At 42.7% G+C, this 22349-nt stretch carries 23 protein-coding genes and 1 pseudogene; 10 read left to right on the top strand and 14 right to left on the bottom strand.

Annotated elements, in window-relative coordinates:
• Position 1: 1 nt before the first annotated feature.
• The 5 genes from WG8_RS06330 to WG8_RS06310 form a co-directional block, all read right to left on the bottom strand.
• Positions 2 to 1366: an HlyD family secretion protein gene (locus tag WG8_RS06330; protein ID WP_007429303.1), complete on the bottom strand. Its 1365-nt coding sequence runs from the start codon at positions 1364 to 1366 to the stop codon at positions 2 to 4.
• Between the two features lie 22 nt (positions 1367 to 1388).
• Positions 1389 to 1973 (bottom strand): TetR/AcrR family transcriptional regulator, encoded by a 585-nt coding sequence (locus WG8_RS06325; protein ID WP_007429302.1) that lies wholly within the window; start codon positions 1971 to 1973, stop codon positions 1389 to 1391.
• A gap of 259 nt (positions 1974 to 2232) precedes the next feature.
• Positions 2233 to 3600 (bottom strand): ABC transporter substrate-binding protein, encoded by a 1368-nt coding sequence (locus WG8_RS06320; protein WP_043890906.1) that lies wholly within the window; start codon positions 3598 to 3600, stop codon positions 2233 to 2235.
• 58 nt (positions 3601 to 3658) lie between these two features.
• Positions 3659 to 4480, bottom strand: a complete 822-nt coding sequence (locus WG8_RS06315) for a carbohydrate ABC transporter permease (protein WP_007429300.1) — start codon at positions 4478 to 4480, stop codon at positions 3659 to 3661.
• Positions 4477 to 5442 (bottom strand): carbohydrate ABC transporter permease, encoded by a 966-nt coding sequence (locus tag WG8_RS06310; protein ID WP_043890905.1) that lies wholly within the window; start codon positions 5440 to 5442, stop codon positions 4477 to 4479. The genes WG8_RS06315 and WG8_RS06310 overlap by 4 nt, the downstream gene beginning before the upstream one ends.
• A 210-nt stretch (positions 5443 to 5652) precedes the next feature.
• On the opposite strand from WG8_RS06310, the gene WG8_RS06305 reads away from it, so the two are divergent.
• From WG8_RS06305 to WG8_RS06280, 6 genes are all read left to right on the top strand, one after another.
• Positions 5653 to 5973: a hypothetical protein gene (locus WG8_RS06305; RefSeq protein ID WP_007429298.1), complete on the top strand. Its 321-nt coding sequence runs from the start codon at positions 5653 to 5655 to the stop codon at positions 5971 to 5973.
• Positions 5974 to 6190: 217 nt separating this feature from the next.
• Positions 6191 to 6982: a polysaccharide deacetylase family protein gene (locus WG8_RS06300; protein ID WP_007429297.1), complete on the top strand. Its 792-nt coding sequence runs from the start codon at positions 6191 to 6193 to the stop codon at positions 6980 to 6982.
• Positions 6983 to 7098: 116 nt separating this feature from the next.
• Positions 7099 to 7410: a hypothetical protein gene (locus tag WG8_RS06295; RefSeq protein WP_007429296.1), complete on the top strand. Its 312-nt coding sequence runs from the start codon at positions 7099 to 7101 to the stop codon at positions 7408 to 7410.
• A 91-nt stretch (positions 7411 to 7501) separates the two neighbouring features.
• Positions 7502 to 8143, top strand: coding sequence for a class F sortase (locus WG8_RS06290; RefSeq protein WP_232289062.1), 642 nt, complete (start codon positions 7502 to 7504; stop codon positions 8141 to 8143).
• 2 nt (positions 8144 to 8145) lie between these two features.
• On the top strand, positions 8146 to 9270 hold the full coding sequence (locus WG8_RS06285) for an amidase domain-containing protein (protein WP_007429294.1): 1125 nt from the start codon (positions 8146 to 8148) through the stop codon (positions 9268 to 9270).
• Positions 9271 to 9358: 88 nt separating this feature from the next.
• Positions 9359 to 10849 carry an oligosaccharide flippase family protein gene (locus WG8_RS06280; RefSeq protein ID WP_232289061.1) on the top strand — a complete coding sequence of 497 codons (1491 nt, stop codon included), beginning with the start codon at positions 9359 to 9361 and terminating at the stop codon, positions 10847 to 10849.
• 27 nt (positions 10850 to 10876) lie between these two features.
• On the opposite strand, the gene WG8_RS06275 is transcribed toward WG8_RS06280, so the two are convergent.
• From WG8_RS06275 to WG8_RS28075, 8 genes are all read right to left on the bottom strand, one after another.
• Entirely contained in the window at positions 10877 to 11329 is a 453-nt protein-coding gene (locus WG8_RS06275; protein WP_043890843.1) for an SRPBCC family protein, read from the bottom strand.
• Between the two features lie 226 nt (positions 11330 to 11555).
• A complete protein-coding gene (locus tag WG8_RS26295) occupies positions 11556 to 11966 on the bottom strand; it encodes a YmaF family protein (protein WP_083837549.1) in 411 nt (136 codons plus the stop codon).
• A gap of 128 nt (positions 11967 to 12094) precedes the next feature.
• Positions 12095 to 13420 carry a prolyl oligopeptidase family serine peptidase gene (locus tag WG8_RS06265; protein ID WP_007429289.1) on the bottom strand — a complete coding sequence of 442 codons (1326 nt, stop codon included), beginning with the start codon at positions 13418 to 13420 and terminating at the stop codon, positions 12095 to 12097.
• Positions 13421 to 13517: 97 nt separating this feature from the next.
• Positions 13518 to 14402 carry an AraC family transcriptional regulator gene (locus WG8_RS06260; protein ID WP_007429288.1) on the bottom strand — a complete coding sequence of 295 codons (885 nt, stop codon included), beginning with the start codon at positions 14400 to 14402 and terminating at the stop codon, positions 13518 to 13520.
• A gap of 339 nt (positions 14403 to 14741) precedes the next feature.
• Entirely contained in the window at positions 14742 to 15623 is an 882-nt protein-coding gene (locus tag WG8_RS06255; RefSeq protein ID WP_007429287.1) for a glycosyltransferase family 2 protein, read from the bottom strand.
• A 402-nt stretch (positions 15624 to 16025) separates the two neighbouring features.
• Positions 16026 to 17069 (bottom strand): fibronectin type III domain-containing protein, encoded by a 1044-nt coding sequence (locus tag WG8_RS06250; RefSeq protein WP_007429286.1) that lies wholly within the window; start codon positions 17067 to 17069, stop codon positions 16026 to 16028.
• A 67-nt stretch (positions 17070 to 17136) separates the two neighbouring features.
• Positions 17137 to 17262 (bottom strand): hypothetical protein, encoded by a 126-nt coding sequence (locus WG8_RS28080; RefSeq protein WP_007429285.1) that lies wholly within the window; start codon positions 17260 to 17262, stop codon positions 17137 to 17139.
• Positions 17214 to 17384, bottom strand: coding sequence for a phage holin family protein (locus WG8_RS28075; RefSeq protein ID WP_232289077.1), 171 nt, complete (start codon positions 17382 to 17384; stop codon positions 17214 to 17216). The genes WG8_RS28080 and WG8_RS28075 overlap by 49 nt, the downstream gene beginning before the upstream one ends.
• A 528-nt stretch (positions 17385 to 17912) precedes the next feature.
• Here WG8_RS28075 and WG8_RS06240 point away from each other — a divergent pair.
• Entirely contained in the window at positions 17913 to 18119 is a 207-nt protein-coding gene (locus WG8_RS06240) for a hypothetical protein (RefSeq protein WP_043890842.1), read from the top strand.
• A 25-nt stretch (positions 18120 to 18144) separates the two neighbouring features.
• Here WG8_RS06240 and WG8_RS26290 read toward each other — a convergent pair.
• A pseudogene (locus WG8_RS26290) lies at positions 18145 to 18505 on the bottom strand (TCP-1/cpn60 chaperonin family protein); the annotation flags it as partial.
• Positions 18506 to 18702: 197 nt separating this feature from the next.
• Between WG8_RS26290 and WG8_RS06235 the strand changes: the two are divergent.
• From WG8_RS06235 to WG8_RS06225, 3 genes are all read left to right on the top strand, one after another.
• A complete protein-coding gene (locus tag WG8_RS06235; protein WP_043890841.1) occupies positions 18703 to 19776 on the top strand; it encodes a hypothetical protein in 1074 nt (357 codons plus the stop codon).
• 2 nt (positions 19777 to 19778) lie between these two features.
• Positions 19779 to 20507 carry a protein kinase domain-containing protein gene (locus WG8_RS06230; protein ID WP_043890840.1) on the top strand — a complete coding sequence of 243 codons (729 nt, stop codon included), beginning with the start codon at positions 19779 to 19781 and terminating at the stop codon, positions 20505 to 20507.
• 933 nt (positions 20508 to 21440) lie between these two features.
• Positions 21441 to 22250 carry a hypothetical protein gene (locus tag WG8_RS06225; RefSeq protein WP_007429279.1) on the top strand — a complete coding sequence of 270 codons (810 nt, stop codon included), beginning with the start codon at positions 21441 to 21443 and terminating at the stop codon, positions 22248 to 22250.
• Positions 22251 to 22349: the final 99 nt, after the last annotated feature.

The raw sequence follows: 22349 nt of genomic DNA, 5'->3' as shown, positions 1-22349 counted from the left end.
ATTATTGCGCCCCTTTGCCTGTAAACAGAACTGTAGAGCCCGTTGGAACCGAGGCAGCAAGATCCGGCAAAGCTACCTTAACGCCAAAGGAACGGACATCCTTATCACCGGAGCTTTGGCTCGGTTTTTGAATGGCGAAGTCGGCAGCGGATTCCAACAGAATCACTTTACCCTTCAGCTCCTTACCACCCGACAGCAGTTTAATTTGAACGGTATCCCCTGCTTGCAGACCATTCAGAGATGTTTCCGGTACATAGAACTTAGCCCAACGCTGTGTCGAAGTTTCAATCGTATAGACCGGGAATCCTGCACTAGCCATTTCCCCCAAGCTAAGTGATTTGGATTTCACGATTCCATCCTCGGACGCACGCAGTGTGGTGTAGCTCAAGTAGGTTTGTGCTTCCTGGAGCGCGGCTTCCGCTTGTGCTACCTGTGCATTGGCACCTGCAACCGCAGATTGTGCCTGCTCCACCGTGGATTGCGCTGCCTTCACTGCAGATTGCGCTTGCTCTACCGAAGCCTGTGCGGCTTTGACATCTTCCTGCTGCAAAGCAACTTTGCCTGCTCCAGCCTGTGCTTCCTTCACTGCAGCCAATGCCTGACGGTACTGCGCTTCAGCCGCTGTGATTTCCTCCTTGCGGCTTCCCTCACGTACCATATTCAGCTGTTGAGAAGCTGAATTGTACTTGGCTTCTGCCTGTTGATGATCCAGTGTTGCTTGATCCAATGACGCCTGCGTTGCCGCTCCGGCTTCTTGGAGCTTTTTGGCACGCTCCAGATTTTTAACGGTCAAATCCAGCGTTTCCTTGGCTGCCTTCACAGCTACTTGCGCTTGCTCCAGCTCCTGCGGTCTTGCACCGCTCTTGAGGGCATCCAGTTTGGCTTTAGCTGCAGCCGCAGCTGCTTGTGCCTGTTCAATCTGGCTGGAGGAAGCCTGTGCAGTTACACCCACTGCTGTTGATCCCTGGCTTTTCTTGGCCTGAGCTGCACTCACAGTAGCCTGTGCCTGGCCTACTCCTGCTTGAGCCTGCAGCACACTGGCTTTCGCTTTGGACACATTACTCTTGGCTGCCAGCAATGCAGCCTGTGCCTGCTTCACCTTATCTTCCAGCTCACGACTTTCCAATTTGGCTAATACCTGCCCCTTTTTCACCTGATCGCCCTCTTTTACGAACATCTGGTCAATGCGTCCTGCCATCTTAAAGCTGGCATTAAGAGTATCCGATTCTACGTAAGCGGTAGGAATCGAAGAGGATTGATCCGCAGATAAGCTGTTGCCTCCTCGTGGGAAAGCCGTCAAGGCATAGATCCCTACAGCGATTAAAATAATAAGTACGGCGTAAATCGTATATTTTTTAGCTTTCATGTTCCATCACTCCATCTGTCTATTAATGATGAATGCCTAGTGCATTACATACAAATAATTCAGTACTTTCACGAACTTCCTGCAGATTCATCGTTTCGCCCCATACCATCGAACGCATCGGAATAAAAATGTAAATACCGAACAGGCAATTTGCCGTCGTTTTTGCATCCAGCTTGCTCGAAATTTTCCCGTAGAACTTGCCGGATTCGATCTCTGCCTCCATAAAATCAAAATAGCCAGCCAGCACCTGCCTGATATTAAAATGCTGCTCTTGTGAAACCCATCCTTTGCTGACCAACAGACGGCAAAAGTCAGGCTCTCTCCCAATAAACTCAATATGTACCTGGATCAGCTTGCGAATCCTTAGTTCTACCTGATCCTTGGGAGTTTGAGCCATTGCTTCATGGATATCCAGGACAAAACGTTCCATCCCCATCTTCAAGATGTAGATGTACAATTCTTGCTTATTTTTAAAATTATAGTACAGGGTTCCTTTGGCAATGCCACATACCTTAGCGATCTCCTCCATATTCGTCTCGTTAAAGCCTCGTTCGGAAAAAGCCTTGAGTGCTCCGTTAAAAATAATTTCCTTTGTCTGCTGTTTCATGCTTCCTCCTCTTTTGAACTGACCGTCCAGTACAAAAATTATGTATTTATTATAAGCCAGCTTTTAGTTATCCAGCAATAGGAAAAATGCAAATCATTCATTTTAGACACTTCGTCTAAACAGTCGTTCTAAAAAGAAAATAACGCAAAAAACGGATTGAATCAGTGAGAGGGTCACTCATTCAATCCGTTATTTTATAAAAGCGGCCGATAAAGGGGGACGTATTACAGTTTACCCGTCGCTTTTAAGGGAAGGCCGATTATTTTTTGACCGTTTGATTATATTGTGCAATTTTGCCTGTAATCTCCTGCGCCGCCTGATCCAATGCCTGTTTTGGCTGTTGCTGGCCGCTCAGAACGGCCTCGATTGCACCTTCAACAATTTGACGCGCTTCCGGGAATACACCCATCACAGCACCTTGTGTAGCGGTAGATTGCACCGAAGCGTGCAATTGGTCAACCGCCGTTTGGAATTGCGGGTATTTGACCATATTGTCTTTGAGTACCTGCTCATGATAAGCCGCTTTGGTGATCGGGAAGTATCCGGTATTCACACTCCATTGAGCCTGCACAGCCGGGGAAGCGACAAATTTAATGAATTCCCAAGCTGCCTTTTGCTGGGCTTCAGGCTTGTTGTTCATAATGTACAAGCTCGCTCCGCCTACAACGACACCGCCTTCTTTAGCATCCGTTGCTCTTGGCAGGAAGCCCGTACCTACTTCGAATTTATCGCCAACCTGCTCCACAATATTACGCAGTGAAGCGGTGGTATCCAGCGTCATCGCAATTTGTCCTGCGGAAAAGGCTTTGGCAGTATCATCCGAGTTACGTCCCAGATTGGATACAACCTTTTCATCCATCATTTTCTTCCACCACGTCAGGGTTTTCACACCTGCATCCGAATTCAGCAACGATTCCGTTGCAGCCTGATTGCGTCCGTTGCCATTATTCACATAATCCGCATTCTGATTGGCAAACAATTGCTCCATAAACCAGCCATAGATGGCGATGGATGCTCCGGGTTTACCATCCTTGCTCAAGGCTTTGGCAGCCTTTTCGAATTCATCATAGGTTTTCGGAGGATTGGCCGGGTCAAGTCCCGCCGCTTTGAACGCATCCTTATTGTAGTACAAAATCGGGTTTGACGTGTTGAACGGCATGGCGTTCAATTTACCATCAATCGTGTAGTATCGCGTAATATTCGGCTCAAGCTGAGATAGATCGAATTTGTCTGCATCAATAAATTGTTGTACAGGCGTGATCATTTTGGAGTCGATCATGAATTTGCTGCCGATTTCATATACCTGAATGATGTCCGGGCCGCTATTGGAACCAAGCGACGCTTTCAGCTTGTTCAGGCTGTCATCATATTTGCCCTGGTATACGGGCTCCACCTGAATGTCCTTGTGGCTGGCGTTAAAGTCAGCCGCGATCTGTTTGATCGCTTTTTCACCGTTACCGGACATCGAATGCCACCAGGTCAGCTTGACTGGAGAACCCGCTGCAGCCCCTGCATTACTGTCATTCCTCGGCTTTTCTGCTGCCGTATTGTTGCTACAACCTGCTGCAACCACCATTGCAGTCAGAATAAGCAGGGTCAAGGCACTTTTCAGACGAACAAATCTTATCATCTCTCTTCTCTCCCTTGGATTAAATCATTTTCGATAAAATTTTATATGGGCTTGGTCAGCCTTTCAGCGCACCCGCGGCCATCCCGCGTACCAGTTGCTTTAGTCCAAAGACCAGCAGGAGCAGTGACGGTAAAATGACAAGCGCAGTGCCCGCAAACACCAGATTCCATGAAGTGGATTCCTGAAATTCAAGCATGGAAATGCCAATCTGTACGGTACGCATATTTTCGCTATTCGTAATCAGTAAAGGCCACAGATACGAATTGTACATGTTCAGAAACGAATATACAGCCAGTGTTCCGAGCGCCGGGCGCGATAATGGAAGCACATGGAAGAGAAAGTAACGGATATGTCCACACCCGTCCATGCGGGCAGCCTCGAACAGTTCCTTGGGAAGCTGGAGAAAAAATTGTCTTAACAGGAAGGTCCCGAAGGCTGTTGCCAAAAATGGAACCGTCAGCCCCTGATACGTATCAAGCCAGTTCCAGCTGCGTACTGTCAGGTAATTCGGAATAATAGTCACTTCCCAAGGGATCATCATCGTGGCTACAAACATGCTGAAAATAAAGTTTTTTCCCTTAAACTCCATCTTGGCAAAGGCATAGGCCGCCAGACTGGCTGTAATGAGCTGACCGATCATGGTCAGGCCCGAAATGAGAAAGGTGTTGCCGATAAAGGCTGCTATTGGAACGATTTCAAACACTTCGGTAAAATTGGCCAAATGAAAGGAATGCGGAATAAAGTGCGGCGGATAAGCACTCGCTTCCTCAGGCGACATCACCGCCATAAAAAACGTATAGATGACGGGATATAAAATCAGAGCAGCCGCAATCGTGAGCAATACATACAGCAATGTTGAATGAAGGCGTCCTTTCATTGGTAATGCACCTTTCTTTCCACCCATTTGAACTGAATCATCGTGAGCAGCAAAATGATGACAAACAATACAATCGCCTGTGCGCTTCCCGTTCCGAATCGGAAATTAACGAAGGCCTCCTGATAAATGGAGTATACAAACACATTCGTACTGTTCACCGGCCCGCCCTTGGTCAAAATGTTAATTTGCGCGAAGGACTGAAAGGCCCCGATAATGGAGACTACCGTCACAAAAAAGATCGTTGGCGATAGCAATGGCATGGAAATACGCCAGAACGTGACCAGCGGACCGGCCCCATCCATTTTGGCACTTTCATACATGTCGTCCGGAATCCCTTGCAGTCCGCTGAATAAAATAATGTAATTGAAGCCTAGATTCATCCAAATGGTCATGATGGCTACGGAGAGTAGCGCCCAGTCCGGGCTGGTCAGCCATGGAACCGGATTGATATGTAACAGGGAAAGCACGTAGTTGAACATCCCGAGTGTCGGATGAAAAAGAAACTTCCATATGACGGCAGATGAACCGACCGACAGCACCATCGGTAGTGAAAACGCGAACTGAAAAATGCGCATTCCGCGTAGTTTACTATGGGTAAGTGCAGCCAGCACGAGCGCCAATAAAATACCTGCAGGCACCGTCAATAGCGCGAACAGGAGCGTGACCTTGATCCCTTGCAGAAACTGACCTGAGCTGAAAAGTACAGCAAAATTATCCAACCCTACATAAGCTGCAACGTTTCCTGCCGGATCTGTGGAATGCAGGCTGAGATAAACCGACTTCAACATCGGATAAAACATAAATACAGCAAATAAAATGAGCGATGGAGCCAAAAAGGTGTACGCCAGCGCATTTTCGCGCAATCTCTGAATTTTTAGCGAACTTGTGCGTATGCGGGCCTTAGATGAAGCCAGATGCCGACTTCTTGTACCAAGTCCCATCGATTTGTTAAGCTCACTCAATTTGTTAAGCTCACTCAAAACGAAACGCCCCTTTCTTTTCAAACCAGCCTCAGTAAGTGTATCGTTTCGATGTAAAGGGATCATCAAGTGGACTGGTGTATACTGTAAATTCTTCTCCTCTTTGTAAAAAAAAGATCCCATAGGTATAAGCACACAGACATAGACTCCCGCATAGGATGCATTATTACATGGTATGGAGGTTAGAGGCGAATGTCCTACAGTACCGTTAGTCCACAAACGTTATATCAAGCCAAACCGGAATTCCAGACAAAGCTTGTCAAGGCTCGCCAGCACCTGCATCAAAGGCTCAAACCACACCTCAATCAAACCGTCCGGGTCCAAACGATGGATCACCATGTGTATGAAGGAACGATTGTTCACATGGACGCCGATCATCTATATATAAGGGTTCCTCAGCCGTATCATTCGCCTTCCCCAGGCACTCCACCCCCTTACCGTCCCTATACCTACAGCAATGTCATTCTACTGTTGGTACTGTACACGCTGCTAGTGATGATACTGCTGAGCTGACGAACGACGCATTCAGTTCATGACAAAAAAACCTCCAAATTCGTTAATATGCCGATAGTCGGCTATTCACAAATTTGGAGGTTTTACGTATTTATTTTACATATTGAAACAGGAATTTAAAGGAATCTAAAAGCAGATAATTTCGCAAACGAGGAATGGTATGTGTACCTTCTTGGCAAGCTAATGTGAGAAAACGTCAGAACGGAGAAGATGCCTGATGAAATATAACCGATTACTGTCTACAAGTGTCGCTGTTGCCTTGTTCTGTGCTAGCTTTTGTTCCACACCCTATACCGATACTACACAGGCCGCATCGTACGCCTCCCCTGCTCCTACAAAAGGAAGAGCCTATTACGAAGAACGAGGGGACATTGTATGGGAAGTTCCTACCTCTTGCAAGGTGATTGCCCTCACCTTCGACGATGGGCCAGATGAGACCAAAACGCCGGCCATTCTGGATTTGCTCAAGCAATATGACGCCAAAGCGACCTTTTTTGTCGTCGGCAGCCGTGTAGAGAAACTCCCTCACATTGTAAAGCGGGAACGAGAAGAAGGACATGATGTCGGCAACCATACCTTCCATCATTCATCCTTCCATCGTATTTCCCGTAACAAAGCTCTGTCTGAAATGGATCAGGGCCAAGCCAGCATCGTTCAAGCAACGGGTACAGAAACCCACCTTTTCCGTCCACCGGGTGGTTCCTATACCGACTCGCTCGTCAAACTATCTAAAGAAAAAGGGCTCAAAATGATTTTATGGTCCTGGCATCAGGACACCCTGGATTGGCGAAGACCCGGCGTACACCGCATCGCTAATAAAGTGCTCCGCAACGCCAGAAACGGCGATATCGTCCTCATGCACGATTATGTATATAAAAGTACACAAACCGTTGAAGCCCTCAAAATCATTTTGCCTGAGCTGAAAAAAAGAGGGTTTACCTTCGTCACCGTAACCGAACTGCTTGCCAATCGTAAGACGCCCGAAGGACTTATTGAAGTGAATAAATGATTTCATAGGAATGAATTTCAAGACAATTTCCCCCTATGAAATTATTGGCTACATAAAACGTTCTTCGTACGGAAAATATAATGGAGAATTACCAACTATCTCAAGGAGGCAATAACATGAAAAAAGCAATATTGGCTGTAGCGTCCCTAGCTGTATTTCTGTCAGCAGGATCCATGGTATCTGCATCTGCACCCGCAACAGAAAAGCATGAGCACAAAGTACACCAACATAAGGTTAAGGCTCATGCGAAACATGAACACAAGCTGCACGCCAAGAGCAAACATGAGAAAGTCCACAAGCTACATGCACATAAAGCTGCACCTGGCAAAATCATTGGAGGAAAAAGCATTCATGCGAAAAGCATGAAAGCAAAGGCTACTAAATTACCAAAAACCGGATTTGGTGGCGCAAGCGAGCAAATGGATTAGGGAGGGTAAAAGGAGAGGGTTAGCTTGTAGACCCTCTCTCTTTCTTCATATGAACAAAAAGTGGATCATTCGTATCATAGTGCTATTGATTTTGCTGGGTAGTACTAGCTGTTCTTCTTCGGCTAAACATGATGGTAACCCCACCCAGGCCCCGGCTAAGCTTGAAATTCAACAACCTAAAACGCCGAAGCCATTACAGGTTAAAAATAAACCCTTTCCAGGGATCATTCCACATAAAATTGATATTCCTGCGGTTCGTATTCATTCGATTATTGAACCAGTTGCCTATTTAGAAAATGGACAAATGGGCGTTCCAGGCAACACGGATCGAGTAGGTTATTTATCTACTGGAATATTGCCAGGAGCCGCGGGTAATGCAATTATGGATGGACATGTTGATACATACACGGGTCCGGCAGTTTTTTATCCTCTTAAAAAACTGAAAAGGGGGGATTACGTGTATGTGACTGGCGATGACGGCTGTAAGCTTCAGTTTGTTGTGGAGTCTGTGAAATTTTACCTAACCTCCGAAGCACCGATTCAAACGATTTTTGGGCCTACTGAAGAGCACCGTTTAAACTTGATTACCTGTGCCGGACGCTACAGTCGAAGCAAGAAGGAACATGAAGGAAGACTGGTCGTCTTTACCAAATTAGCACACATGAATTCAGCTTGTGAGAAACTTACGGTTCAAAACAAGGACATCCCAATCATTTCCAAGGAGAATGAATAACTGTGCTTAGAATCACAAAATTACAATTGCTGTGCATGACCTTAATATTGATTCCCGCTTGCAGCTTCTCTTTATTTCGTGCACAAGCCGAGCCAGCTAAAAAGGAAAACGTCGTCCCCTTTCTTCAAGAATTGTTTGAAGACCGCACTCGGTTGTTGATGGATCAGGATAAAAGGCATATTGAGGACCATTACTTGTTAACAGATAAACGAAGCAACTACGCGTACCTTCATGAAATGAACAGGGCCGAATACATTCAAGAATGGGCCAAGCATCGTAAAATGAAATTTGTGAATGCGGAAAGTTCCATTCGGGTAGCTCGTGCTGACGTGTTGGGCGATACGGCAAAAGTGTCTCTTGTTCAGTCCTTGAAATTGAGTTATGAGTATATCGACGACTATCCAGGTCGGCATGATTTTGGAATTGGAACTCGTCATGGCATTACATTGAGAAAAAAAGACAATCGTTGGTACGTGGAACGTGAATGGTATTCAGACCCTCTAGAAGAAAATGCAAAGAAAATTGAAAAATCCGATTTATTTTTCACTCCCCATAAAGATCCAGCAACACCAGAGAGGGTTATTCATAAATACAACAGAACCCGCGCAGTTGACTATGCAAACAAGTATGCAGGAACGACATGGGGGGCAGGTAATGGTCAGCGATATAATCAAAAATATCTGGATTATAATTCCAAAGGAGGCGACTGTACCAACTTCTCCTCTCAAGTAATCGGGGACGCGAAGGAAGGCGGAGGGCTGCCTATGAAATCAGGATGGCATTACTTGTATGGCCACGGTGGAAGCCAAGCCTGGGTTCAAACGGACGCATTTAAAAATTTTCTGATACGCTCCGGCTATGGCAGAATTATAGGGCAAGGAAGCTTTTCTAATATTGTCCAATCGATAAATGAACGGCAGCAGCAGCTTGACAAACCCCAGCTGATGCCAGGTGATTTAATTGCTTACGTGTTAAAAGGAGATGTTGACCATTTCTCTATAGTTGTTGGATTTGATCAGCGTGGCTTTCCTTTAGTCAACTCCCATACCGCAGACCGTTACAGAGTCCCCTTCGACTTGGGGTGGGATAAAAATACCAAGTATTTGTTGATTCATATACAAGATTAAGCATTAAATGACCTGTCACACTTGTTCATATCCCGGAGGATGCTGTCATAGGAATAATATGGACAGCTTCTAATGGGGTGAAAATAATTTGAAATTACCTCTTTTATTAAAACAAACCATGGTAAGAGCTAATGCGATGATTGTTGTGAAAGCCATCGGTTTGGTTGGAAAAGTATTTATGACGCGACTTGTTGGAGCCGAAGGAATGGGCCTTTATCAGCTAGCCTACTCCTTCTATAGCTTAATATTGATGATTATTTCAGGGGGATTGCCGACAGCTTTGGGTATGTTCACAGCGAAGCATACTGCAAGAGGCTGGCGTTTGTTCAAAATCTTTTCTATATTTCTGATGCTCACGGGATTGACATGCAGTGTCTTAACCTTTTGGCTTTCAAAACCGATCGCTTCTTTGCTTGGTTATCCACAGCTTGATTTTGTGATTCGATGTCTCTCCCCTGCTATACTGGCAGTCCCCTTGCTAAGTCTGCTGCGCGGATATTTGCAAGGGCTTGAGAAATACACCGCAATTGCTCTTTCGGAAATTATAGAACAAACCGTCAGGATTGGTACTTTAATGTGGCTGGTGCCACTATTTATTCAATACGGCATTGAGTCTGCTGTAGGCGGAGCGGTACTTGGAACCTTTACAGGCGCATTGTTAGCCTTTGCAATGCTTTCTGCTTTTTTTATGTACAATCGTCCCTCTGTAGCTTTGTCTCCCCCATCAACTCGAACAGATCTACCTTTGGTGGTACAAGCTTCATTTGCTATTGCACTTACACGCTTGCTTATCCCGGCTTCCGACTTTATGGATGCGATCATCATCCCTCAACGATTACAGGTTGCCGGAGTTTCTCCCAAAGAAGCAGCGGAGATGTTCGGTATTGTCACGGGTATCGCTCTTGTGGTCGCTTATATGCCTACTTTGATTACGGGCTCGCTAACACATACGCTCACAATGAAAATAACTACAGATTGGCAAAATAAGGAATATAACATCTTCTACAAAAAAAGCAATACCGCCCTTCAGATAGCATGGGTCTGGGGATTAGCCTCAGGTTTTTTTATTTTTGAATATGCCTCCGAAATTTCCCTATTTGTTTTTGGTATACAACATGCCGAAATTCCCATTAAATCATTGGCAATGCTACCGTTATTCGTCGGATTGCGGGAAATCACAACAAGCATCTTATGGGCACAAAATCGGAAGAAAACTCCCTTTATTGGCCTTGGCACTGGAGTCCTTGTCAACTTCATTATTCTTTATTCCTTAGTTGCCGTTCCCGGGCTCGGATATGCCGGTATGTCTTTGGGAATCATCATGCTCGAATGGATCGCAATGGCCTGGAATTTCAAAGCCCTGAAACTCTTCCAGCAAATCAAATCCCGCATAATCATTATGCTGTTAGTGGACATTCTTGTTTTTGAAGCCATTCTGATTATGGTTACGCTGTGTTCCAAGTCTTTATCCTCATTGGACTGGCCGCAGATGGTCCAAATTATTGCTGAGATACTTCATTACTGCTTTTGGTGTGCACTGTATTTGAAAGTACGATTAAAGAGCGTTTTCGAAGAGTAGACAAGGCCTGCTTTCAGTTTTCTATAATCAGCTATTGGTCATCATCTTCTTGTCGAGCTGATCAAGTACCATCGGCCATGCCTGCTCGTGTTGGTCCCTCGAATTTGTATCTGGAAAACCTGCGTGCGTTAGGCGAAGCTGTGTGCCATTTCCGTTGAGTTTAAGCTCAACGGTGAGCACCGTTTCATACCCTTTTGTGCCTCCTTCCCCAGTAACCCAGGTCAATTCGATAAGGCGATCTGGTTCAAGTCTTAGAAACCTTCCGTAATGCGGATGGCGTTTCCCCTCAAAATGCGTTTCGAAAAAGAAGGCCGTATTCACTCGGGCCTCCATGATGACTGTCCCTGGGGCTGCAAACCATTGGTCGAACTGCTTGGTCCACGCTTGATACAGAACAACAGGTGACGCCTCCATTTTTCGTTCCACCGTCAGATGATGCGGCCTTTGTGAAATATCCGGCAAAGAAATAGGTAATGTCATTTCATCTTCAATCCCTTCAATTCAACAGCATTTTGATCATGTCTACATTATTATACCCATAATCAAAGAAAAAAAAGCTACTCAAAAGTTCAACGAACTCATGAGAGCCTCAAAACAATCTGATAAGAGTTAACATCTCCTAACCCCTTGCTACAACAAGGGTTTTTGGCATTTTCACATCATGCCGTCCATGTTGTGCGAATTGGGATATTGGAGGATAGGCTTTTCAATACGGTTGAGGCCGGCATTCTTCCTCATTACCAGTACTTCCACCGTACTTATGAACGTGAGGAATTTTACCACTTACTGTGGTACATCCTTCAAAACGGTGGTAATGGCCACCTCTTGGCAAGGGAATGGCTGGCCCTGTTGTTCCTTTAATAAGATGCTTATGTTGCTCGTTACATGATGTTTCCACACAATAATGATGAACATGCGGAACACCACTTGGAGCCTGCTTTGTTTCTCCACAGTAATGGTGGCAGTGTCCCACATCAAATGATGTAGTCCCCTTAATAGGATGCACGTGAACCCTATTAACTGGTCTACCGTCCCACGAAGTAATAAAAAGCCTGTGCGAATGGCCAGAGTCGGAATCACCGGAATGTACAACAAAACCTGTTACTGGTATTTCCATCAGCAACCTCCTCTCTTCATCAACTGCTACATACTATGAAGGAGGTAGTGTAAATGCTCAATCTAAACGAAATATTGGCGTATTACCTAGATTTTTGTGAAATAAGGCTTCTGAAACAGCTATACCTTTTAGTTCAATGTTTTGGAGGCCAGCCATTCCATCATCGTTGTTTTCTTTCCGTTAATCAGCTTCGATACTTCGTTGTTATACACGTAAATCCAGGACCAGTGGCCATTGTATTCATACGGTGTTTTGTCGCTTTTCTTGTACAAGCCGGAAGTATCCACTACGTTGTCAAATAACGACATATGAACATCCTTTGCTCCGGCATTCACTAAACGGTTGTAGGTCGGAATCATATAATCGTTAGGCGGCACTATGGTGTCGGTTTTGGCGGCCACAAACCAGATCGGCAGGTTCTTCATTTCGTTAATTTGTTCATCGGTTATAAGGCTATCCTTCAAGGCTTCACACACAACCATAGCTGCTGCAAAATAATCTTTATAATCACGGATCATCAGCATAGTCATGTAACCGCCGTTGGAGTCTCCACCAATGTAGATTCGATCTGTATCAATGTCTTTGTTCTTGGCCACATAATCCTTAATTAAGGACATCAATGCTTGCTCATATTTGGAGGTTCCGTCTCCAAAGTCTGTGAAACCATCCATCCAGTAGGTTGGAGTCTGAGGTGCCAACACATAAGCCCCGCCAAAATAGGATTGAATTTCCTTAGAAGCAAAATTCGCAGCTTTATTGCCGGCAATCGGAATCGTTGGATCTGTGCCTCCCTCTCCCATACCGTGCAGCCAGATCACTAGAGGGTTTTTCACTTTGTCTTTTGCCGGCGCATAGTCCGCATAGGTTAAAGTAACCCCGTCAAAAGAAGCTTTGCCGGTTTTAAATTGATCTACAAGCTTCCGTATCTCACCTGTGGAATTATCAATTTTCAAGCCGGAAATCGTTCCTGATTGGGTTTTGATAGCTTTTTGCTGCGTGATCGTGTATTTGTTATCATTCCACCCGTTAAACCCGGAACCTGCATCATAATGAATAGCGGAGCCTAATGTTATGGCCGGGCCGATCTCCATTTCCAACACAACGTAGCTTCCGGTTTTCTTTACAGGGTTGCCGTTTTTGTCCGATACATAGGCCTTGGTGACCTTCCGGTTGCCTTTCTCAATAAAGGGATTTACCAGCCTGCTATCGCTTCTTTCTACATGCACCTTAAATGTATCCTTTGTTACCGCATCTTTAGGTACCGGCTTACCCAGATTAACAATGATCTTTGTAATGGTTGCTCCCCAATCCTTTACCTCCGCAACCGTCCGGTATGAGGTGGGCTGTATCTTTGCGTCCTTGGCCCATGCACCAGAACTGAAAGCAAGGGTCGTACTGACAGCCAGAGTTAATAACATAGTTGTTTTAGCAGCCTTTTTAAAACATTTAAACATAGTGTCTTACCTCCCAAATCCATTTGTAAAACGCTTACATTATTTATTTTAATAATTTTTTTTATTTGCATCATGCCTTTTATTAACCTAATTAGGGTCAATTACTGACTCCTTGCCCCAGAATCCCCCTTGTCCTCTTTCGATATTGATGTGGTGTTGCCTGATAAACCTTCTTAAATACCCTGGCAAAAGATTTTTCGTTCGGAAACCCGTGCTCCAGCGCAATTTGAATGATAGAATGGTCCGTATTCATAAGAACACGAAAAGATCTCTCCAGACGGATGGCATTGATATATTGAAATAGGGTCATCCCGACATGCTTGACAAAAAAACGGGACAAATATTCGGGAGATAACCTAAAAACCTGGGCTATGGAATCCAGGGATAAGCTTTGATCGTAATTCTCTTGGATATAATCGGTGATCAACGTCAGCCGTTCCAAATATTTATTGGAATTAAAGCCGCGGATAGATTCATTGTCAATTTTAAAATGCATTAATAAAAGATACACCAGCTTATAAGATAGAGACGTTAAATGGATATGTTCTAAAGGGTCATTATGCCGGTTGAGGTAAGCCGCAAATAATGTGTCTAGCAAACCACGCAGCTCCGCAAATTGCTGCAATCTCTGCTCATTAGTTTCGAAAATAGATATACAGTCAAATGAAATGGGGTTACTGCTGTTAACATTTTCTCTAATAAATCCATAAGGGATCAGGACGGTTATAGCCTCTCTTCCTTCTCCCTTAGCCACAGAAAAGGAATGAATAGCATTCGAATTGATGAGCACAATATCTCCTTCTTTGGAGCTATAATTCACGCCATCAATGTAAATATTGTCGATTCCTCCTGAAAGCACATAGGATATTTCTATGCTGTCGTGCCAATGCCTAGGTATGTATGCTGGTTCATTTGAAGAATGAACTATAATTTTTAACGGAAAATGATTGTCTGCCTGGACCAACTCATATTTGTATTCCAAGTTTGTCGCTCCTCTCAGATGTGAACATAGTAAATAGAAGAAAATGGCTTCAGCAGAGTGCCGAAACCACTTGTATTTAACCTTTCTCTCTCAATAAACAAAAAAACCTAAGTACAACAAAATACATAAGATCCTTGGATCTTAACATTTTGCTCCTTAGGTTTTGCCTGCGTAACAGTAACAATCCTAATGCCATTCATTTAACTAAAATAAGTATATAGCGGGTTAAAAGGTATGTCAACGCTTTCATTTTAAAGCGTACCTCCAAACAGAAAACACCCCACCAACTTAGCCAGTAGGGTATCAGCGATGCTTTCGAATCGCTTGTTGATATCTTGGTTAATATGGAACATGGGAGATGCACCGTGAAAAAGCCATGTTTAATAACTCCTGGTTATAAACCAAGTACTTCCTGTTTTGATCAAGCACCCAGTTTGTAAATCCTACAGCTTTGACGTAGCTATTATAATCGTAGGCATTAATTTTAAACTCAAGAATGTCCAGCATAATCCGATTCTCTTCATCTGATAGCTCCAGCCCCATCTGGCTAAACTGTCTTTGTCGGATTCTCCGAGCGGTGGTATCTTGTATTGCTTTGTGCTGATTAGACACTTGTCCATTATGGTGACGATAATACAACAAGTTTATAGGAATGTTCGCCATTTGTACCTGAAAAGCTAATCGGTTCCACAACTCATAGTCTTCTGCGTGGGGATAGTCACTATCATATTGAATGCCTAGCCGATGGATCATGCTGTTGCGTATTATTGTAGCAGGATGGCAGATACAGCAATGAAATAACAACCATGTTTTAATTTCCTCATGACTGGCCGGATTCACCTTCATTGCTCCTCCACTAGTACTGGTAAAAGCAGCACCACATACATCAATCAACGGATTTTGATCCATAAATGATATTTGTATAGCCAGTCGTTCTGGCGTAGAAATATCATCGCTATCCATACGAACGATATATTCACCAGTTGCCTTATCTAATCCTTCGTTTAAAGTAGCGACCAACCCTTGATTGGTACTATGGAAGATTTTAATCACTCTGGGATCTGCGATTTGTGAAATAAGAAAGGCAGACCCATCTGTCGAGCCATCATCAATAATAATTAATTCAAAATCCGAATAGGTTTGGGCTAAAATACTGTTTATTGCTTCCAAAACAAAAGCCGCAGTATTATAAACTGGAAGTAAAACTGAAGCGCGTGGCACAATAAATCTCCTCCATTCTACATTTTGGGAATTCGAGAAGAATTAGCTTATATGAATCGAACTTTTTTTAAAAGCTGTTTTTCTTATATTTATGTTCTAAGTGTATGTATTTGAAATACATTTCGAGACGACTTCTTGGTAAAAAAGGTCGATACTAGAAGAGAATTAGAAGAACACAATGGGAATTGTCACTTTAAGATTATTAAATATAAAAGCCATCAAGGAAAGGGACTGAATGCGAATTGAGTTATAGGTGTTGTAAAAACCTACTCGGCGACAGTCGCGAATATTAATGTTTATGATGAAAAAGGCAATTTGATAATTATGTACGTCATTACAGTAAAATAGATTGGCGCAGTAAAAAGCTCTGCCTACCAATTAAGGTTAGCAGAACTTTTCAATTTATTTAGAGTATTCACTTACTTTAAATGTTAGAATCTTATCAAAGATTACGTATTCATTACGACTGCTGAATGGACCTTTGTTGTTATCGTGTTTATCGATTTTATAAAATGATTGACCACGACCGGCATCTTTTGCATCATACCACGCTATGAAGTCGTTGACCTCTTTCAGACTTAGGTCAAATTCTTTTTCAAGACCGGTTGTCATAGTGACCATCAATATGGCACGGTTTCCTGAAGGTTGCTCTGGATCAGGCTTCTCCCCTGCTTGTGGGGTTGCTGATGCTTCATTGGAGTAATCAGAATCCACACCATTGACCTTAGCACTTACAACAAAATAGTATTTCGTCCCGTTGGTTAACCCTGGAATAACGAAGTTGCCATAGGAATCTTTTGTTGCTGTTACCGTTTCAACGTATTTCCCTGATTCTGTTCCGTATTTTACTGTATAACTTTCTGCATTCTCGACTTGATCCCATTTTAAAGTGACCTGACTGTCTCCAGAAGTGGCTGTCAATTCCTGAGCTTGAAATTTTCCAAGAGTTATCTCGTTTATGGCAATCCATGTATCAGAAGATTGAGCAGCAATTTTTATACCACTATACTTACCTGGTGTCACATCAAAAGGGGGTAAAATACACGCTTGATTAAGCTTTTGTTCAACTTTAACTTTGTTGGCACTACTAATGGGAACCCAAGTTCCATTTACTTGACCATAAATTGTATAGTTAACATTAGATGGGTTGGGAGTTGCCACAACAGCCAATTGGACGTTTTTGAGAGTCATCGGCGCCGGGAAAACTAATTGCAAATACTCTGAGTAACCGCTACTATTCCAATGTGTTTTCAGATTATTATCAAATGCATATTCTCCTGACAAAGCACTGGCAGTACTACTGACTTGTACAGTTGTTCCTTCAGGAGGTCTAACTCCTAGCATTCCATCAACAGTTCTATTTTCATCTGCTGCATATACCATTGAGCCACCAAATAAAAATAATAAACTGAACATGATTACCGCTTTTATAATATTATCCTTCACATTATTTTCCTCCTAGTATTCAATTGAACAGATTTTAAAATAATATATTCCTTATGACAGTCGCTTCTCAGATTTCCTCTTTGCTTGCTCCAATATCAGTATCTTTTCCATCTCCCTTCTCATTCAGTTGATGCAGAGACTGCTTCAGCTTAAACGGTAAAGGCACACCCATTGTACCCAGATTCTTGGCCAATGATAATCCTGCACGACCATCAGAACCGTAGCCTTACGGGTGCCGCCCCAAAACACCACATCACTGTCCACCTTCTTATTTTTAATAGCTCCTGCAACATTAGAAATATAATCTAGCACCATCAATATAAGCAGAACCTACAGTGTTTTATCCCATCCATCCAAAAATATAATTATCAGTCCGACAAGCGCAGCTCCCCTACCGCTGCTTCCTTCCCTGATGTGCCTACCTTGCGGCCCGCACGATGCTACCAAACATTTTTATTTGGCTCATTCTTACTCCCCTTTACAAAATAAAGCACCCGACCATCACCATATTCAAAACCACAGAAAAATCAAAAAGGCCAGCACATTGGCCGACCTGATCACCGGGGCATTAGGGCCTCGATGTATTCCTCATTTGATTTTCCATGATACAAATTTACCACAGCAAAAGTCCTAGCAAAACACCTTACTGCTAAATAATCCTTAAATGCTTCACCTAAATACCATTGATTAAATTAATAAAGGAGCTGTTTAAATATACAAACCATCCATTCAAACCGTTCTTCTCAAAAAGATATCTATAACTTTTGCTTTAAAACGTTATCGCTGAGAAAAACTATACTAGTTTTGCAAGCAAAATTATGAAGGTTAATTTGGAATTTAACTTTGAGTAAGATCTTACAAGATAGTGAATCTTCTAAAGTAAGCAAAGAAGATGGTGAGGGCACGCCTTCATACAGTGATGCTGATAAAAAAACTACCCTTGAAATTGAAAGCATTATTTATAAATATGAAAAAGACATGGACCCTTATGAGCGGCGTGGTGCCAAGGTTTTTGAAAAAAAGGCTCCCTCTCGGGTGCCTTATAAATAGCGGTATTACAGGTTTTTCAACCCTATTACATAATGCCGCCCATTCCACCCATGCCGCCCATATCAGGCATTGCAGCCTTTTCTGGTTCTGGCTTGTCAGCGATAACTGCTTCGATAGTCAGTAACATTGCTGCTACGGAAGCTGCGTTTTGCAATGCATAACGAGTTACTTTCGCAGGGTCAACGATACCTGCGTCGATCATGTTCACCTACTCGCCAGTAGCTGCGTTGAAACCAACGCCTACTTCTTCGCGTTTCAGACGCTCAACGATCACCGAGCCTTCTTCCGCCTGCGTTAGCAGCGATCGTACGGATTGGAGCTTCCAGAGCGCGCAACACGATGTTTACGCCTGTTTGCTCGTCGCCTTGCAATTCAACGGCTGCAACCGCCCTAGAACTTGGGTCTCTTTTTTTCTTTTTATAGGACAAAGTCTGATGCTTTTACGCTTGGTTTTCATATTATAGATATTGTAAGCATGACTAAAGAACAGATAGGGAGGTAGAAATTTGAGTAGAACCCATAACAACTAATTATAGAAAAAATAAAATTTCCCTTGTAATGGATGAGAGGAGGAGTTCAACATATGAATCCTGAACTGCATTTATTTATCATCTGGGAACATGCAACATATTGCGCACAACAAATCATTGAAGACCTTAAAGTGAAATTCACAATAAAAAGAGTTTATCAAATATATTGGAATAATTCTAACTTCTCTAAAAACCTTTCAAGACTATACGGACAAAGTCTTCCACCCGGTTGTGAAAAGCAAATTCATTGTGGTATGGGACCTTTTATACTTGTTATTGTACAAGACGAAAATCCGGTCTATGCAATACGATCTACTTCAAAGGGAATGTGCAATGTCAACATTAACACTTTTGATGCTAAAAGCTTATACCGGAGTTGGACTGGCGGAGGTCATCGAATCCATGGAACGAACACGCAAATTGAATGTGACCACGACCTAACTTTATTTATTAGCTGTAATGCAAAAACGTTTTTATCTTATTTTCCAGGAAACTGGGATGGCGTGATTCATCCCTTGTATCAAGATCTTCTAGGAACGAATGGATGGCAAGACATTCAACAGCTTTTTACTGTATTAAACTGGACGACGGAATATGTCGTTTTGCGGAATTTCGAGTGTTTACCAAATCAGTATCATTTGGAACTCCATGGGGATATTGACCTGCTTGTCAAGGATGCTGTAGAGGTTTCGTTTATTACGAACGCAACAAAAGTATTTTTGGAAGAATATCGAGTCCATTATCAGATTAATATAGCTGGTAAAACGGTATTATTTGATTTTCGTTATATTGGAGATAATTATTATTGTAATGATTGGGAAATGTCAATATTAAGGAATAAGGAATTATCCCATAAAGGCTTTTTTATACCGAATCAAGAAGATTATTTTTTTAGTCTTATTTATCATGCATTCATTCATAAACCAACGATTGCTCAAGACTATATCGAGAGGCTTATCGCTATGGCAAGTCAATTGAATATAGAACATTTTTCGTATCAAACCTTAACGAATAATAAGGAACTGAAACTTTTCTTGGATGCCTATATGAGTAAGAAGGGATACCACTATTCCGTTCCTAATGACTTATCTGTCTTTTTTAATAGTGCTGTTTTGGGAGGAGGATAACATTGGAACAAAACCAATTTATCTACTACTTGCAGAACCGTTATGGCTTTAGATATCTTTCTGAATATTTCCCAAAAAAATCTTATTTAAATTTTCATTATTTCTCAGGAATGGATATATCGGGATCAAAACCTATTTTCATAAAAATGGACGGAACTCTAGGTCAAGCCTCGCAACGTGAAGCGATCCTGCTACAATTATTAAATTCATCAACTCAAACCAAGTATTTCCCCCAATTGATTGCATATGAGATGGAAGGCCCTTATCCCTTTGTTGCTATGGAGCTTTTACAGGGTATAACGTTGGAACAACTATTAATGCAGGGGCCAAGCTTAACTTACAATCAGAAGTGGGAATTACTGAGGCAAATGCTTGAGATTTTAACGATCTTGCATAAAACAAATGTAATTCATCGAGATGTTAGACCCGGCAATATGTTAATTCAAATTGATGGAGTTGGTAATTCAGTAAAGTTATTTTTAATTGACTTTGCTTTTTCAGTAGGATTATGGCCGAACCATTTGCCAGATCTCCCTTATCTTCTTACACAACCACAATACTTAGTAGACTTAGGAGGGGCAAACTATAAGCCCGATCAATTCAAATGGGATGATGCGTATTCCTTTTATCGAAGCGCGCTAATGATAGATTCTAATTATGAGAATCTTTTTCCCGAGTTGTGGAATCAACTTTATTCCTCTATAAATAAGATCATTTATTCTCATCAATAATTCCCCTATCATTAAAAAAAAACTAAAACCACTGAGGATGTGAATGAAAAAATAGAAATAAACAGGAGGAAAACCGACCCTGATAGTGGCTATATGATCCGTGACGGCAAGCCGTGAAGAACAAGAAGAAGATGGATAAAGAAAAAACCCCGCGTCTGTAAAGACCGGGGTTTCTCGTGCTCTTTCTGCCCAAATTTAATAAATAACATTGGTTTTCTGTTATTCATTTTCTAATCCCCCCTTTTCTGTTTATATCGACAGAAAAGGGAAGTTGATTAGCTACTTTAAATAGACACACTGCGGAATTGAACAGCGTAAGGGTTCTGTCCGGGTCTGTATGACGTTTCCGTCGGATATCTGTTGCCTTGCCGCCTGCGCGTGCTGTGAATAATGTGGGTGGGGCCACTCTCCCCTGCATGGATGACTTACCGTTTAACCGCAACCTACATACTGTGCCGATACCGCTGTGCGTTACAGGTGCCCGCTAAGTGATTGCAAGGCTTCACCCTTGTTCGCGGCCATATCCCGGGCCTTCCCTTGCTCGCACTGGTCAATGCCAATGAGCAATACGTCCTCTATCCCCTTGCAGGAGTCGCTGAGCTATCAGCTATCGCGTGTACAGGTATCATCCTACGTTGTAGCGTCTCTCTTCCGCCACCACATTCAAAACTACAGAAAAATCAAAAAGGCCGACACATTGGCCAACCTGATCACCGAAGCTCGAAAGCTACGGCGAGTTCCTTATTTGATTTTCCATGATACAAATTTACCACATGAAAAGTCCAGTGGCGGGCCACTTCAAGGCCATATTCAGGACAATTATAGGCCACAAAAAAACTTTTCTGTGAAAAAGGTTATATTTGTCATTAGTGTATGATAGTATTGTATTTAGCTGGCCGGCTACCAATTTTATCTAATCTGGAGGATGAAAGAATGAAAAAGCTGTCTGCAACCTTGCTGACACTCATTTTTTTATTGGTATTTTCCATCCCTGTTTCCGCAAATCCAGCAGAGTCAGACTCACAAGGATTAGAACCCTTTAAAGATGCAAGTACAAAAAGCGAATCGGAAATTGACGACTACTTAAAACAAATGGGCTTTACTGACGAAGAATTAGGCTTTACATCATTGGAATTAAAAAAAGACATTGCAAGTAATGGTGGCACAAAAATAAAAGTCGAGAAATTAGACCCTGAAGTGGTTGTTAAAGATGAATTTGGCAAGACAGTCGCACCGTCAGATAAAATCTCCACTCAGGATGTCAGGGATGGAATTTTCAAATTGTACGGCTATGCAATTAAAAATGGTTCTGCAAACAGCGCAGAAAATAGCTACTCCATTTATGCTCAGTATAGCTGGGACAGAGGCCCTCTAAATTATTATACCGATACACTTGCAATGGCTTGGCAAAGTAAGGTCACTCCTTATGGATCACCTTATAGCGTCCATAACTGGAGAAGTGGTTCCCATCTTTATCAGTACACCAATGAAGTACAGAAGAAGCAAAATGAAGGCGATTCTTTTGAGGTAGATGTGTTTGGATATCCAGATCCACAAGATGGTTATGCAAAACAAGAAGTAAGAGCTCCAAAATCACTTGCCGGCCAAACTGGTTCAGTGGAAATTGGTTATGCTCACAAGACCATTCCTGGTGTAGCATTAGCAATACTTAATTATTTCAGCATTGACTTCTCTGGCGCAGGACAACAAGAATACACAGACAGATTCAATTTCTCTTTCTAAAATAATTCACAAAAAAATAAAGGTACTGGGATAAATCTTTGCTCGGTACCTTTAAATCAGTTGGAGGTAATAAATATGGTCTATCTATACATGCTCGTC

It is taken from the genome of Paenibacillus sp. Aloe-11 (assembly GCF_000245715.1).
Lineage (GTDB): Bacteria > Bacillota > Bacilli > Paenibacillales > Paenibacillaceae > Paenibacillus > Paenibacillus kribbensis.
The sequence above is the reverse complement of the archived record's forward strand: the minus strand, read 5'-3'. Positions and strand labels throughout refer to the sequence as shown.